This is a genomic window from Rhizobium sp. P2_G2, from assembly GCF_056403555.1.
The window spans coordinates 1-14,488 of sequence record NZ_JBFUFF010000016.1 but is presented as its reverse complement, the minus strand read 5'-3'; the positions used below and the strand labels follow the sequence as shown (position 1 = coordinate 14,488).

At 60.3% G+C, this 14,488-nt stretch carries 9 protein-coding genes and 2 pseudogenes; 5 read left to right on the top strand and 6 right to left on the bottom strand.

Features of this window, described 5'->3' with window-relative positions:
• Position 1 precedes the first annotated feature (1 nt).
• A complete protein-coding gene (locus AC1D06_RS14510) occupies positions 2 to 1,228 on the top strand; it encodes an MFS transporter (protein ID WP_477986745.1) in 1,227 nt (408 codons plus the stop codon).
• A 55-nt stretch (positions 1,229 to 1,283) separates the two neighbouring features.
• Entirely contained in the window at positions 1,284 to 2,234 is a 951-nt protein-coding gene (locus AC1D06_RS14505) for a GlxA family transcriptional regulator (RefSeq protein WP_477986744.1), read from the top strand.
• Positions 2,235 to 2,312: 78 nt separating this feature from the next.
• On the opposite strand, the gene AC1D06_RS14500 is transcribed toward AC1D06_RS14505, so the two are convergent.
• The 5 genes from AC1D06_RS14500 to AC1D06_RS14480 all read right to left on the bottom strand — a co-directional run bounded on the left by AC1D06_RS14500 (position 2,313) and on the right by AC1D06_RS14480 (position 10,747).
• On the bottom strand, positions 2,313 to 3,071 hold the full coding sequence (locus AC1D06_RS14500; RefSeq protein ID WP_477986743.1) for an SDR family oxidoreductase: 759 nt from the start codon (positions 3,069 to 3,071) through the stop codon (positions 2,313 to 2,315).
• A 152-nt stretch (positions 3,072 to 3,223) separates the two neighbouring features.
• Positions 3,224 to 6,382 carry an adenylate/guanylate cyclase domain-containing protein gene (locus AC1D06_RS14495; RefSeq protein ID WP_477986742.1) on the bottom strand — a complete coding sequence of 1,053 codons (3,159 nt, stop codon included), beginning with the start codon at positions 6,380 to 6,382 and terminating at the stop codon, positions 3,224 to 3,226.
• A gap of 233 nt (positions 6,383 to 6,615) precedes the next feature.
• Positions 6,616 to 8,778: a hypothetical protein gene (locus AC1D06_RS14490; protein ID WP_477986741.1), complete on the bottom strand. Its 2,163-nt coding sequence runs from the start codon at positions 8,776 to 8,778 to the stop codon at positions 6,616 to 6,618.
• Positions 8,715 to 9,320 carry a nuclear transport factor 2 family protein gene (locus tag AC1D06_RS14485; protein WP_477986739.1) on the bottom strand — a complete coding sequence of 202 codons (606 nt, stop codon included), beginning with the start codon at positions 9,318 to 9,320 and terminating at the stop codon, positions 8,715 to 8,717. Before AC1D06_RS14485 ends, AC1D06_RS14490 begins: the two co-directional genes overlap by 64 nt.
• Positions 9,321 to 9,346: 26 nt before the next feature.
• Positions 9,347 to 10,747 carry a gluzincin family metallopeptidase gene (locus tag AC1D06_RS14480; protein WP_477986738.1) on the bottom strand — a complete coding sequence of 467 codons (1,401 nt, stop codon included), beginning with the start codon at positions 10,745 to 10,747 and terminating at the stop codon, positions 9,347 to 9,349.
• A 412-nt stretch (positions 10,748 to 11,159) separates the two neighbouring features.
• Here AC1D06_RS14480 and AC1D06_RS14475 point away from each other — a divergent pair, with 412 nt between their 5' ends.
• The 3 genes and pseudogenes from AC1D06_RS14475 (at position 11,160) to AC1D06_RS14465 (ending at position 13,809) form a co-directional block, all read left to right on the top strand.
• The gene (locus AC1D06_RS14475; protein ID WP_477986737.1) at positions 11,160 to 11,792 is read left to right on the top strand and encodes a CatB-related O-acetyltransferase; all 633 of its coding nucleotides are present in this window, start codon (positions 11,160 to 11,162) and stop codon (positions 11,790 to 11,792) included.
• Between the two features lie 394 nt (positions 11,793 to 12,186).
• Positions 12,187 to 12,333: pseudogene (locus AC1D06_RS14470) on the top strand (DUF4236 domain-containing protein); the annotation flags it as partial.
• Between the two features lie 108 nt (positions 12,334 to 12,441).
• Entirely contained in the window at positions 12,442 to 13,809 is a 1,368-nt protein-coding gene (locus tag AC1D06_RS14465; protein ID WP_477986813.1) for an SH3 domain-containing protein, read from the top strand.
• A 448-nt stretch (positions 13,810 to 14,257) separates the two neighbouring features.
• Here the strand turns inward: AC1D06_RS14465 and AC1D06_RS14460 are convergent.
• Positions 14,258 to 14,488 (bottom strand): annotated as a pseudogene (locus tag AC1D06_RS14460) (IS630 family transposase); the annotation flags it as partial.

Genomic DNA, 14,488 nt, shown 5'->3' with positions numbered 1-14,488 from the left:
TATGCGTTGGCTGTCTCGCGACCTCACCCTGCCGAACCGAAGCACGTTGGTCCTGTCGGTATGCCAGGGCCTCTACACGGCTGCCCTTTCCATCGACCTCACGCTGACAGGCCTGACCGGATATCAGCTGGCGCCGATAAAATCCCTGGCGACCCTGCCATTCGCGCTGATCACGGTTGCCGGCGCGGTGGTGACGCTGTTTGCGTCACTGCTGATGCAGCGCATCGGCCGTCGCGCAGGCTTCCTGCTCGGTGCGCTGACCTGCGCCCTAGGCGGGGCGATTTCCGTCTGGTCGGTCATGCATGACAATTTCTGGGTATTCTGTCTCGGAACGGCCTGTGTCGGCGTGTTTCAGGCTTTCGCCCAATATTATCGCCTCGCCGCCGCCGACACGGTTGCGCTTGAAGACAAGGCCAGGGCGATTTCCTTCGTCCTTGCCGGCGGCGTGCTCGCAGCCATTCTGGGTCCGGCCCTGGCCGCATGGAGCAAGGACCTTCTCTCGGCAATGTTTGCCGGTTCCTATGTGATGGTTTCCGTGCTCGGAATCGCTTCGGCATTGGTGTTCGTCTTCGCTTTCACGGATCACGCTCCCGACGCGACAGGGGTCGGCGCCGCTGAAGAGAAACCGCGCGCCGTAGCGGCCGTATTGATGCAGCCGATTTCATGGGCGGCGGTCGCCAACAATGTGATCGGCGGCGTGGTGATGATGCTTTTGATGACGGCGGCGCCACTCGCAGCCGTCAGCTGTGGGCACAGCATCGAGGACGGCGCCGGCATGATTCAATGGCACCTCGTCGGCATGTATGCGCCGTCGCTGTTCGCCGGCGCGTTGATCAAGCGTTTTGGGCTGGCGTCGATCCTGATGTCGGGCATGGTGCTCACGGCGATGTGCGCGGTCATGGCGGTGACGTCGACCGGCGTGACCGCGTTCTATGCGGCGCTCTTCTGTCTCGGTATCGGCTGGAATTTCATGTTCGTTGGCGGCACGACGCTTCTCGCCCGCTCCTATCGGCCAAGCGAGAGAGCCAAGGTCCAGGGCGTGGCGGAACTGATACGCTCTGCGGCCACGGCGCTCGCTTCGCTTGCCGCCGGCCCGATGCTGGAATGGTTCGGCTGGGCGCAATTGAACCTGCTTTCCCTTCCCCTGATCGTCATTGCGGTGGCATTGACCCTATATTGGATCATGGATGAGCGGAAAGCGCGGGGCACCGTRCCCGCACTTTCCTGAGGTCAACAGATCGGCGGTCGTGATGCTGAGCGCGGTCGCCGGAAGGATGGCGGATATGGCCAGAACGATCGGAATTTTCGTTTTCCCCGGCTTTCAGATGCTCGATCTCGCCGGCCCGCTGGCAGCGTTTCAGGCCGCCGGCCGGGTGTCAGGCAGCGAGAGCTATCACATATGCGTGGTCTCGCAGCATGGCGGTCTGGTCCGCAGTTCCGTGGGCGTGGATGTCATGACGATGCCGGTCGATCAATTCACATTCGATACCCTGATCTTCGCCGGCGGCCGATGCGTGCCGCCCGAGCCGATCGGTGATGTGGCGGAGATCGCCGCCCGGCACGCGAAATCCGCGCGGCGGATCGCAAGCGTCTGCACCGGCGCTTTCATCCTCGCGGCGGCGGGCTTGCTCGACCAGCGGCCGGCGACGACCCATTGGCGCTATGCGGCGACGCTGCAGCGGCTTTTCCCCCGCATTCGCGTCGAAGGCGACCGGATATTCGTCAGGTCCGGCGCCGTATGGACATCGGCGGGCATCTCTTCCGGCATCGATCTGTCGCTCGCCCTGATCGAGGACGATCTCGGCAGGGAGGTTTCCCGTGCGGTGGCGCGCGATCTCGTCGTCTATCACCGGCGCCAGGGCGGACAATCGCAATTTTCCGCCCTGCTCGACATAGAGCCATCCTCCGACCGCATCAGGGCGGCGCTCAGCTATGCGCGCGAGCATCTCGAGGAGAGGCTGTCCGTCGACCGGCTGGCGGACATTGCCTGCCTCAGTCCGCGTCAGTTCGGGCGCAGTTTCCTGCTCGAAACCGGCGAAACGCCCGCCAAGGCGGTCGAGCGCTTGCGTGCGGAGGCGGCCCGCGCCCGGATTGAAGATGGCAACGAACCGATCGAACTGATCGCAAGAGAGGTCGGATTTGCCGACCCGGAACGCATGCGGCGTGCCTTCGTCCGTATTTTTGGCCAGCCGCCGCAGAATGTCAGACGCCAGGCGCGTGCAGTCACGGCATAGTGCAAGGCGCGTCGCCGTTTCGCCCCACGCCGGCCGAAACGGGCCGCCCGCAAGCCGCCCGTCACCGGTCCTCTCGCCCTACAGAAGCCGTACGGACATGCCGCCATCGACGATCATCGGGCTGCCGGTCATGAATTGCGAGCGGTCGGAGAGGAGGAAGAGCGCTGCCTGGGCGATTTCTACGGCGGACGCCATTCTTTTCATCGGGTGCAGGCCGGCGATGAATTCCAGAACCGCAGGATTTCCCTCGCCGCTTGCCGGCGTGATCGTGCCGCCGGGCAGAAGCGCGTTGATGCGGATGCCATCGGCGGCATGTTCGGCGGCCAGCGATTGCACCAGGCCGTTCAGCCCCGCCTTCGACGCCGCATAGGCGCCCATGCCGGGCATGCCGCCATTGCTGAAGCCGACGAAGGAGGAGGTGAAGACGATCGAGCCGCCGCCCTGTTGCTTCATCACCGGCACCTGCGCCTTTGCCGCCCAGAAGGCGCTTGTCAGATTGGTCGAGAGCACGCTGTTCCAGTTGTCGATCGACATATCCGGGATCGTGCCCATCTCGCCCACCGAGCCGACATTGTTGAACGCGCCGTCCAGGCGTCCGAAGGTGTCGATGGCGAGCGCGGTCAGCGCCTGCGCATAGCCGTCCTCCCGGACATCGCCGGCGAGGAAGACGGCGTGGCCGCCCCCGGTGGCGATCTCCTCGGCGAGCGTGCGCAGTTCCTCAGAACGCCGCGCGCCCAGAACGACATTTGCGCCCTCCTCGGCGAAAAGCCTTGCCGCTGCGGCGCCAATGCCGCTCGAGGCTCCGGTGACGATGATCGTTTTGCTTTCGAGTTCCATATCCATCTCCTGATCTGTGATGGGAGAGGGGTAGAGCGATCACCGGGTGGCTGCCACCCGATTCCTGGAGGAGGGGGCTTTGCGCGTCAGCGGTCGTGGTTGGCTGATGCCACACTCACATGGTGGCATCTTGCACGGCATTCCCGTTCATTTCACTTGAGCGCCGCTGCGTCCAATGCGCCAAGCGTTTGCAGCGCCCGAACCTCCCAGGTCTTCGCGCCCTGTTTGCGCGCGATGGCAACCGCCTTGCGCAGCATCGGCCGGGCCTCCGATATCTCGGCAGTCGACTTCAGTTCCCCTCTCAATCGCAAGAGCTCGGCGAGGAAGTAGCCCTCTCCGGTCTTCTCTGCCAGAGCGAGCGCGCCATCCACGGTCTGCAATGCTTCCGACACGCGCCCCATGCGCAGATAACTCTCCGCAAGCACCCCCAGGTAACAGGTCTTGTCGATCTCTTGTTCACCCATATTGTCGCAGATGTTGCGCATCTGCTGCAGGCCGGATGCATCCTGGCGTGTCATGACCAGCATCCAGCCCTGGAAGAACGACGCCATATTGAGCCAGAGCTGGAATCCGTTTCTTTTCGCCACCAGCATCAGCTCGACGATCATCTCCTCGAGCATTCTCGTATCGTGCCGCAGAGCCATGAGGATACAGCCGTTGCCGAGACAGGCCGCAAGGCGATAGTCCGTCTGCAAGCGCGCCTCCGCCAAGGCATCCAGATAGAGCGCCAGCGCCTCGTCTTCTTCGCCCAGGAGCTGCAGCGTCCACGACATGTAGATCATCGACATGCTGGGAAAATCACTTCCCACCTCGTCCGCATGCGATTGATGCGCCAGCGCCTCATTCAGATACGATCTGGCCTCCTTGAACCGCCCGCGAGAGAAGGAGCACATGCCGAGGAACTGCGTCCCGAGAACCAGAGCCTTGATATTTTGCCGTTCCTTGCCGATGCTGAGGAGCTGATTGCTCGCCCATTCCGCATCGCTGAAGCGGGCAGAATTGAATGCCGTGCCGAACAAGCCGTCGAGTGCGCGAATAGCAGCTTCGGCATCGCCCAATGCTTCGCTGAGCCTCATCACGTTTCGGTAGGCGTCACTTCCCTCGCGCGTCACATATCCGTAAGTCGCATAGAGCACGTCGCCCCGTTCGAGCTCCAGCCGCAGTTCCTTGCGGTCGCGATGGGGCGACGGCGGCAGCTTGGCGAGGCATTCCAGGCCCTTGGCGAACATGTTCGCCGCCTCGACCTTCGCCCAGGTCTGTCCGACCTTGATGCCGGCAGCGAGCCAATGATCCGCGGCACGCTCGAACTGCCCAGCTTCATCCAGGTGCTGCGCCAATACTTCCGGGTGTTCATGTGCCGTCTTCGGCTCGGTTTCCTCGATCATGTCGGCGACACGCGCATGCAGTTGCCGGCGGCTGTGCCGCAGCATTGCCCCGCAGGCGGCCTCCTGCAACAGCACGTGGGTGAAAGCGTATCTCGGCCAGTCCGCGAACGGCTGCGGGGCGATCAGTCCCACTTCCGTCAGGCGTTCCAGCTGCGGCCTCAATGCGTCGACGGAAATATCGGTAACCCGCGCGAGTGTGTTGACGTCGAATTCCCGACCGATGACGGCGGCCACCTGGGCGATTTTCTTGCCTTCACCCAATTTGTCGAGCCTGGCAAGCAGCGCCGATTGCAGGTTGTTGGGAACCTCTATCGGAAGATCGTGCGCGCTCTGGGAAGCGTCGCGTGCGCTTGTCAACTCCACGGCATATTTTACCAACTCTTCCACATAGAGCGGCACCCCCTCCGCTTTTCCCAGCAGAGACCGTGCCACGTCCGATGCGAGCTTGACACCTGGAGCGACGCTTTCAGCCAGGGCGCTCGCCTGTTCACGCGTCAGACGCCCAATCCGCATCACATCCATATGTGGTCGCTGAGCGCCGAATTTGAGCTTTTCCTGGCGCGATGTGACCAGGACAAGAACAGCAAAATCCTCACTTTCCTCGTTCAGCGCCCTGAGGAGGCTGCTGGTGGAAGGATCCATCCATTGCGCGTCTTCGATCGCAAGCAGCAGCGGACCCTGGCGGGTGAGATGGCGCAGCCATTCGACGAACACCTTGCGTATGGTCGTCTGCTGCTCGGTCGATGTCAGTTCCGAAGGCGGATAATCCGTCTGATGGACGGCCAGCAACCGTGCCAGGATGGGCACGGCGTGAGACAGCGGCACCGTGCTGGCGGTCAGAAATGCCTCTAACCTCTGCATTGCTTCGGCCATCGGCAGTGCATCCGATATGGCACACTCTTGCCTGAGAAGCTGCAGGAAAGGGAAAAGAGCGCTGTTGGCGTGCGCCAGGGAGCATTGCGCTGTCATCGTCTTTGCCATCGGCAGCTTGCCGGCAACTTCGAACAAGAGCCGCGACTTGCCGATCCCCGGCTCTCCGCAAACCAGCAGCCAGCGCGGGCAACGGTCCGCAGCGACCTGTTGGCTGAGCGCGAGAACTTTTCGGATTTCATCCTCACGCCCGACAAGCGGCGTAAGGCCCGTCCTCGTGAACCTGCCGCCGCGCGGCAGCGCCTTGGTGGCGCATCGAATATGAACCGGCTCCTTGAAGCCCTTCAAGGCGATGAGGCCGAGATCTAGGAACTCGAAGGCACGATAGGCGGACGCGTAGGTGTTCGGGTCGACAAGGATCGCTTTCGGTTCCGCCACTGTCTCCAGCCGCTGCGCGAGATTGGGTATGGGACCGAAAGCCACGGTGGAGACGCCCTCCGGCGCCCCTTTGACATCACCGACGACGACGAGCCCGGTGGCAATTCCGATCCGGACATTCGGCCGGCTGCCATCAGGCGCCTCTATCTGTGGGACCGCCTCGACAAGATCGAGCGCGAGCGTTATCGCCCGCTCCGCGTCGTTTTCTTCGGCGACCGGATAGCCGAACAGGACCTGCAGCGAGTCTCCGATATAGTTCGCGACGAAGCCGCCGTGAGATCTGGCAAGCCCGCTGCATCGATTGAGATATCTTTGGGTGAGCTCGCTGAAGTCTTCCGGATCCAGTCGCGTTGCATATTCGGTGGAGCCCACCATGTCGCAGAACAGAATTGTCAGTTGACGGCGCTCGGGTTGCTGCATCAGATCATCGGCCGGCGTCGGCGTCATCGCCGCGACGGCGGCAAGCAGTTTGCGCCTGGGGCCCAGCGGTATCCGCAACTCGCGCAGGTCTTCATTGGTAAGGAGCTTGAGGCTGTCGACATCAATCTGGGCGCGAGCGAAAGTTTGCGCCAGCTGCGCAAGTCCTATCTCCGTCAGCCACTTGCCGATGTCACTCATGCTGCTCCTTCACGGGGCAACGAAGGTTCTAGAGCATGCTTTCGTATTTTCATAGGCTACATTAGAAGCAGGAAATATCCAGAAAATTGTCGGCTATGGGTTCTTCTCGCCGTGCTTTTGCTGGCTCCGGGCGCCAAAATGGCTTTTAGGCCAGCAAGATAGTGCAAGCTTTTCACGCGACCTTCGCTTGTGTGCCGTTTGAACACCGGAGGGCACCACCTCCAGGCCTCCACTCAACGGCACGAAACATCTGCGTAGCGCAGGTAGTCCGTTCGTCCATAGGCGATGAGATTCTGGTCGAAGCAAAACCGCTTGGGGAGCAAGCGAACCAGGTAGCGGCGGTTGCATTTCGCGGGCAGATCAAGCTGGAACGCCCGCAAGTCGGTCGTTGGCATGGGGTCGGTGAATCTCTTGTGTCCGAAGTAGGACACGTCGCGAATGAGCATGGCGGTACCGGAGGTGCCGACGTCATCCGCAATGGCGACGAAATTCGTATCCTTGGCGTCCTCCAGGCCCGGATAGGCCTTGGCCGGCGGAACTGCTCGCGAGATTGGAATATCCGTGGATGTCACGGCAACATTGAAGCGGACATCATCTCGTTGCGCAACAGCGCCGTAAGCGTTGAGATACTTCCAGTTCAGCCGAACCACCCGATCCGCCTGCAAATCCGCGCGCGCGGTCGACAGCACCCTGACAGAGAAATCGACAGGTTCGGAGATATCGCCCTGTTGCGCCAGGCCAGGTACGGGGCAGGGGGTGTAAAGGGGTTCGTAGTCACATTCAGGTCCGCCCGCACCCCAAAGGCAGTTGCTCAGCACGCGCCAGTCGTCAGGACTGATCTCCGGCGCCGGCGTCGACAGGCTGTTGCCTTCAATCGGCACCATCCAGGGATGGATTTTCCCGCGGCCGGCGCGGCTTGCCCATGCTGTCCGGTGCGCGGCAATGTCCTGCAATTTGTCCTGTTCCGCCCTCAGCCGAAGGAGCTGCGACCTGCTGGGTTGCTCGATTGTCGGAGCCTGTGCCACCGCATCGGCAGCAAAGCGCTGGCCGGTGACCTGTGTCGTCAGCGTGTGGCACTCGGTGCAGTTGCCGGTCGGGTCGCGTACCGTCCTGGCCCGTTCGAGGCTGACCCGGTACGTGCCGGTATAGGCCGACCCGATGATGCGAAACGGTGTCGCCCTATGTCGCTGCGTTTCCGGCAGGAAAGCGCCAAGGCTGAAACCCGGGGCCTGCGGATTCTGATTGCCGGCGAAACCCACGCGCGCCTGCTGGATGCTGGGCGTGATCACGAATGCGCTCTTATCATCATGGCATGCGGAACACTCGATGCGGAAAGTGGGGTCATAGAGCGCCTCGGCGGCCTCGCGGCCCTTGCGATCGTCGTAGGAGGCCCCTCCGGGGGCCACGAACTTCTCAGACCAATCGAATTCGTCACGATCCTTGCGGCCGTCAAAAAAGGCCGTCTCGCCGGTTTGCCTGTTGAAGCCCATGACCCCCAGCAGGGCAAATCTGGGATTTGAACGCTGCCAGTAGGGCGTCGGAGCGACGTCGCCGCTGGCGTTCGATTTGCGGCAGAAGAACAGCCATTCCACATTGCCCCTCTCGACACGGCTCAGACGGGAATTAAACCCGCAATATGTCGCGCTTCCGGCCAGGGAAGGCTTGTCGCATTGCGCAATCGCTCGCGTCCATTTGACGACATTGCCTGCTGCATCCCGATGCTCGAACTCAAGCGGATGACCTTGCTTGCCGGGGTTCGGCTTCAGGTCGACAAGATTGCCGTCGACCTGCAAGGTCAGGGTTCGGGCGTCGTCGTTCGAACAATCACCCTCGGGGATTGGGCCCAGGGTGGCGCGGACCTCGTCTCCAAATCTGGTGATCGTGTCGATACTCGCCGACGCCGGTGCCCAGAGAAAGGCACCGTTCCAGCGCTGGGCGATCTCGGCAAAGTTGAACCTCTCGAGCCCGGGAGCACGAAAGTCAATCAGACGGAGATCATCGCCTTTCGCCGTTGCCGACAATTGCGACAATTGCCGGCATCGCCGGAAAATCTCCAGATCGCGCGCATACCGGCTGTGCGCCTCGTCATCGGGCAGCACCTCCGTGACGATCCCCTGTGGGCGTATCGGCGCAAGGCAGCCGGTCGTCCTGTCACAACGGGGTTCCTTGTCACAGGCCGGTCCGCTGATCCGCCGGATCGCAGCCAGGGGATAGGGTTCGGCTGCCTGGCCAGCCAATTGCTCCCCCGGGATCGGAGCGCCCGCGGGAGCAAGAACCATGATCATCATCGCGAAGAGCCGGCCAATGGTCCTCATGGCCGTGCTCCAGGTCGTTATCGCGCCCGCAATAGGAGCCGGGGACCATCGGTGATGAGGGTGATTTTCGAGAACTTCCACACATTGTCCACCTTCGTGAACTCGGTTCTCAACACACCGGTGTAATCCAGCACAGGCGTCTCTATATCGGGATGTTGAAGGGTCACGACAACAGTCGTTTTGCCCCGCACGGTATTTGCGTCCACCAGATCGAGCAACGTGTTGCTCTCGATGTGCCGCGCCTGGGTCCCATCGCGCACAAATGCGTTGAAATAACCGTTCAGATAGATGCTCAGCTGTTCCTCGCCGATTTCCTGTACGAGCTGATCGCCGGCGGCATTGCACAGCTCATAGTAGACGTTGCCGGCGAAAAGCCCCTCCAGTTGCTGTGCCTTGTGATCGTCCAGTGCCCAGTCATATGTGCTTATCAATTTCCTGATGGCACGCTCGTCCGCGGCATCCGGGTCGTTCGCGGTCGCCAGCCAGGTTATGTCGGGGTTGTTCACGCACTGGACCGCCCAGGATTGCTGTGCAGACGCGAATGCGATGCAAATGCCGACGCCAATCACCGAGGCCATGGATTTGGCGCGGCAGACAAGAAGCTTCCAGCTTTCAGGCGACATGGGATCCTCCCTCTTTGACAATGACGTCAGACAGCCATGCATCGGCTGCAATGAATGAGAACTCTCTTCAGGCGAAGCTGGCCGTGGATACGTTCGATGCGATGGGTCGCTTGCAACGGCGGGGGCCTGTCAGGGACCTTGCCGACCTTGCCATCCTTCACATCGGCATCGCCGTAATCGACGAGGCCTCGCAGGAACAGTCGATCCACGAATGTCCTGGCCGCCTCCTCGGGGCTCGGCGGGGTGAATGAATTCTTGTCGGCGGCCGCGCTCCTTGCAATGGTTGCGTCCACAGCGACCGGCATTTCGACAAAGAGCGGCTCGGTCAGGCCATAAGCATCGGCATCGAGCGGGGCGACTGTCGGCGCGCCATCGTCTTCCACGATCTCTTCGGCAAAGCCTGTGTCTTCCTCCGGCGTCGGCGACGACAAAATGGCATTCGCCGATGCGGATGAGAGGATCGAACGTCCGACGAATATGTCCCGGAAGACCAAGGCATAGGCCACATTGAGCTCTCGCCCGGCCAGCATCATTTTTGCTGCGACCGACGCATAATATTGCGGAACCGGAGGTGCAGATCTCGCCGCCGCGACAATGATGTCACGCAGCTCCATCGTGACATCGCGCAAATCATCTCCTGTCGCCGGAGCATGAACGGCCAGCATGCCGGCGAGAATTTCGAAGACGGCGCCGGTGAAGATCCGTGAGAAGGAATGAGGTTCGGAGGTCAGGCCCGGCGAGCCCAGGCTTCCAGGCGGCGTGTAGTGGAATAAATTATATGCATTGCGCAGGCAGTCGGGAGCCGCATCCGCGGGAGACAGTGGGTGGAGGGCTGTTCCGAACTGCTCGGCAATACGCGACAGTGCTGAATCGCTGAATATTGCTCCCCCCGTGCTCGCCATGATCGAGTTTCGAAATGTCGGGACCTGGAGCGCGCACAGGATCGCGCTTATGTCTCCGAACGATTCGTGAAAGGCGTCGACCTCTTGATTGGCAGTGTGCCAAAGTTGCTGTTGGACGACGTCAAGCATTGCATGGCCGAGTTCATGGCATAGCAGGTCGGCGCTGCCTGATGCATAGATCAGATGTTCCTGATCCACTTCCCCGTGGTAAAAGTTGAGTGCCTGCCTGTCATAGTCCGAGTTCCAATCGAGGCCGACATCCAGTCTGACTTCGAGAACCGGACCGGTAAACCACGTCGTCCCGGGCGCCACGACGACCGCCGGCTGCCAGAAATCGGCGCCACGACGCAGTGCTTCCGCAGCATTCCAGTATCTGAAATTCGGCGTTGCCGGATCGGGGTCGGGAATGAAATGCGGCGGCGGAAAAAAGAACTTGAACGGCGGCTGGTCAATTTTCGGCTTGTCCGCAACAACCAGCCCGCTCGAAGCAGGATCGTTCTCCCAGATCATGATTTGCTCTGCCAAGACACCCTCCTGTGCGCTGCGCGGATGGAGGCACAATTACGCCTCTCGGTCCGACCGTCGTCCACATGTTCGATGCATGAATGGCATGAAGGCGATGCTGAAATCAGGGTGCTGCAGGATTACCGGCGAAAGGAATCGAGCAGGTCATTCACTCATTCCGCTATCGGGCACTTGTCTACACAAAGAAGACCCAACCCCTGCTGAAAGCCTATCATAGTTTTGCGCAACTTTAAATGGGTTTGTCGAATCCGCTGTGCGGGGCTTTGGTCATCAGCATTATTCATGCAACCGATGAATGAGACGCACTGGATTTCATGGCTCCGCATCCGTAGTTTCGTCCACATGAAGTCCGGCCGCTGGAATACGACAAGACCTTCCTTCTGCGCTGCCTTCTGCTGTGGAAAGGTTTTCGATGTCTCTTCTCGATGCAGCCGCAATTCATCCGATTACCCTGCCCGATGGGAGAGTCTATTCCGATACGGTGTATCTGAAGAACGTGATCGACCACCCGCGTATCGAAGTCGGTGACTTCAGCTACTACACGCATTCCGGCCCACCTGAGCAGACCGCCCAGATCCTGGCGCCTTATCTTGGTCATGGGGTTCGCGAGCGGCTGGTGATCGGCAAGTTTGTCCAGATTGCGCGGGGAAGTTACTTCATAACCAGTTCGGCCAATCATCCGATGACCGGCTTCACAACCTATCCATTCCGCATCTTCAAGCCGGATACCTTTGGCTACAAAGACCTGCCGGTCAAAGATACGATTGTCGGTCACGACGTATGGATTGGCCACGATGCGGCGATCATGCCGGGCGTTCATATTGGCGCGGGCGCAATTGTCGCCGCCGCCTCCGTCGTGGCGCGCGACGTACCATCTTACGCAGTGGTCGGAGGCAACCCGGCGATGATCATTCGAATGCGTTATCCCGACGAGATCATCAACGAACTGCTCGAAATTGCCTGGTGGGATTGGCCGATCGACAAGATCGAGGCGAACTTGACATCCCTGAACAATGGTGACCTGAGCGCCCTCAAGAAGGCCTAGCGACAGATCCGGCTTCCGCTTCGGGCCGAGAAGCGGACCGTCGGTTGCCGGGCGGTGCAACGAAAAAGCGGACGTACCGCCACCATGTGCCACAATTTGCAATCGGTCCTAACCGGATACATGGGTTGCTGATCGCCTCGTTCGAGGCCCAAAGTGCGACTCTGCCGCTGCTACTCCGAGCCGACGACGCATCCGCCCGCGCACTGCGCACAGTCACCACAAGGGGCCGTCGTTGTTCTAGAGGGTGCCTACGGGGACCGCTCCTTCCGATTGCAGCCAACGACACAAATACACTTGCTTGTTCTGGCATCTTATTCAATAGTCAAGTTCACCCTCTGCAACAGAGACGCAGGTTCTCGCGGGAGTAAGGGGAGGCTTTGGTGCGGGGGCGCGATTGCCATTCTATATTAGAAAATCGGTTACGGCGGGGCCGTTCCGCTTCAATTTCTCAAAGTCCGGGGTCGGTGTTTCCGTTGGTGTGAAAGGCCTGCGGATTGGGACTGGCCCCCGTGGGCACTACATCCATGCGGGTCGCGGCGGCCTCTACTATCGGGCGACGCTTGGCAATGCTGGTCGAGGTCGGCAATCGGCGGTTTCGCCGCAACAATCGCCATTGCCGAGGGCGACGTTCGACAATGATGACGTCGCAATGATCGAGATCGAATCCGGCGATGTCATGCACATGCGCGACGCGTCCTTTTCAGAACTCCTCAACGAGATAAACTCGAAAGCCAGCCAGACGCGCATGTCTGTGGCGTTTTCCTTGACTGCTCTCACAATCGGTGTGATGGCTGGCCTCGCGACAGGCGGACCTGGACTGCTTCTTTGCGCCGTTGCGCTGCCAGCGGGGGCGATCGGCAAGTGGCTGGATTCCTATCGCAGGACAACGGTGCTCTATTATGATCTCGAAGGGGACGCAGAGACAGCCTATGGTCGCCTTGTAGAAGGGTTTGACGGGCTCAGCGGGTGTGCCGCCAAGTGGCATATCGAATCCGGAGGCTCCGTGCAAAGTCTCACGGCCTGGAAGCGCAACGCGGGAGCTTCATACCTTGTAAACAGGAAGTCGACCGCCCTTGCTTATGATCTCCCGGCGGTAATCAAGAGCAACGTGACACCTCCTGCCCTTCATGTGGGCAAGCAGGTCATGTTCTTTATGCCCGACATTGTGCTTGTGCTGGACGGCAGCTGCGTAGGGGCGGTGAGCTACGCTGACTTAAACGTGCGGTGGCAGGATTCTAGGTTCATCGAGGCCGAACGTGTGCCAGGCGACGCTGTGGTCGTAGATCACACTTGGAAACACCCCAATAAGAGCGGCGGACCCGACCGACGCTTCAAAGACAACAGGCAGATTCCAATCTGCCTGTATGAGACGATGCACTTCACGAGCAATAGTGGCGTGAACGAGCTCATCGAGTTTTCCAAGACCGGGGTGGTGGCCGCTTTCGTGGATGGATGCCGGATGCTTGCGGCGCTGCCGCGGGAACGCGCGGTCGCGTTGCCATCGGCACCTGCAAACGACGCCGTGGATGTTGCCCCCGTCACCGCGACCGAAAGGAAGCGCAGCCCCCGCAGAGCCGTAATGTTGACTGTTCTCGGCGTCCTTGTGGGCATTCCCTTACTTGCGATCGTGTTCGGATCCGGCAGCAAGAAGGCGGATACTGGATTGCCGCCTGCTTTGGCTGCGGAGATATCCGACACGCTGGCCGCAGCACAGAAGGGTTCGGCCCTGACGGAAAAAATAGAAACCGAACCCACGCCTCAAGTGACGACGGTCGTCAAACCCGAAGTGGTTCAATCGGAGCCGAGTACCAAGGAAGAGGCGGAACAGGCCACGATCCGCTACACGAAGACCGCTGTGAACCTACGCGAAGGCCCCGGCACCAAGTTCGCTGTAATTACCGTCGTCCCAAAAGGGGTCCAGCTCTCGGTTATGGAAACCAAGGGAGAATGGAGCCGTGTCCGGGTAAACGAGAATACGTCCGGATGGATGGCGAATTCTACGATCGCGGTGCGCTGATCGTCGCTCTGTCGGAACTCCTCGTTGTTTAGGCCCACCAGAAGTGGCGCTAACGCCTCGGTGATCGTTCGAGTACTTGACCCAATGTATGGCAGCTTCCAGGATCGACGTTTCGCCGGCTTGCGGGCTTGAGTGGCGGCGCAAAGGTGAATCGGTTAAATTGGGCGAGAAAAGCGCAAATCTTGAGACGAGTTCGGCCATTCCTTGCGTGCAGCCCTGTTATCGAGTGCAGAAATGGGCTTTTCTCTTGTGTCGACAGAAAAATAAAGTGATGATTGTACTTTAATATATGACAAGCGGGGCATGTATGTCTGTTCTGGATATTCCTCTCCGAAAGGCGCTGCAATTGTTCTATGCGCCGCAGTCGTTGCGGCGTACAATTTTGAAGGACGATATTCGGCTTGACCGCAGAAAAGAAGCAGGCGGCACTAGTACCTCTGCACAGAGATTATGACTCTTTGGCGATTGGGTTTGGGTATGCTTTGGCAAGTTTGGCGCGGGCTTGCTCGGTTGAGAACATCCATTTGATGCGGGCTCCACTTTGATTGCGTCGGTGTTCCCAAGCGGCGACTTCGGCGATGAGGCGATCGTGGCTTTCGATGCGGCGGTTAAGACATTGGCCGCGCAACACGCCGATTTCGATCTCGACCATGTTGAGCCAACTGGCATGCTTGGGGGG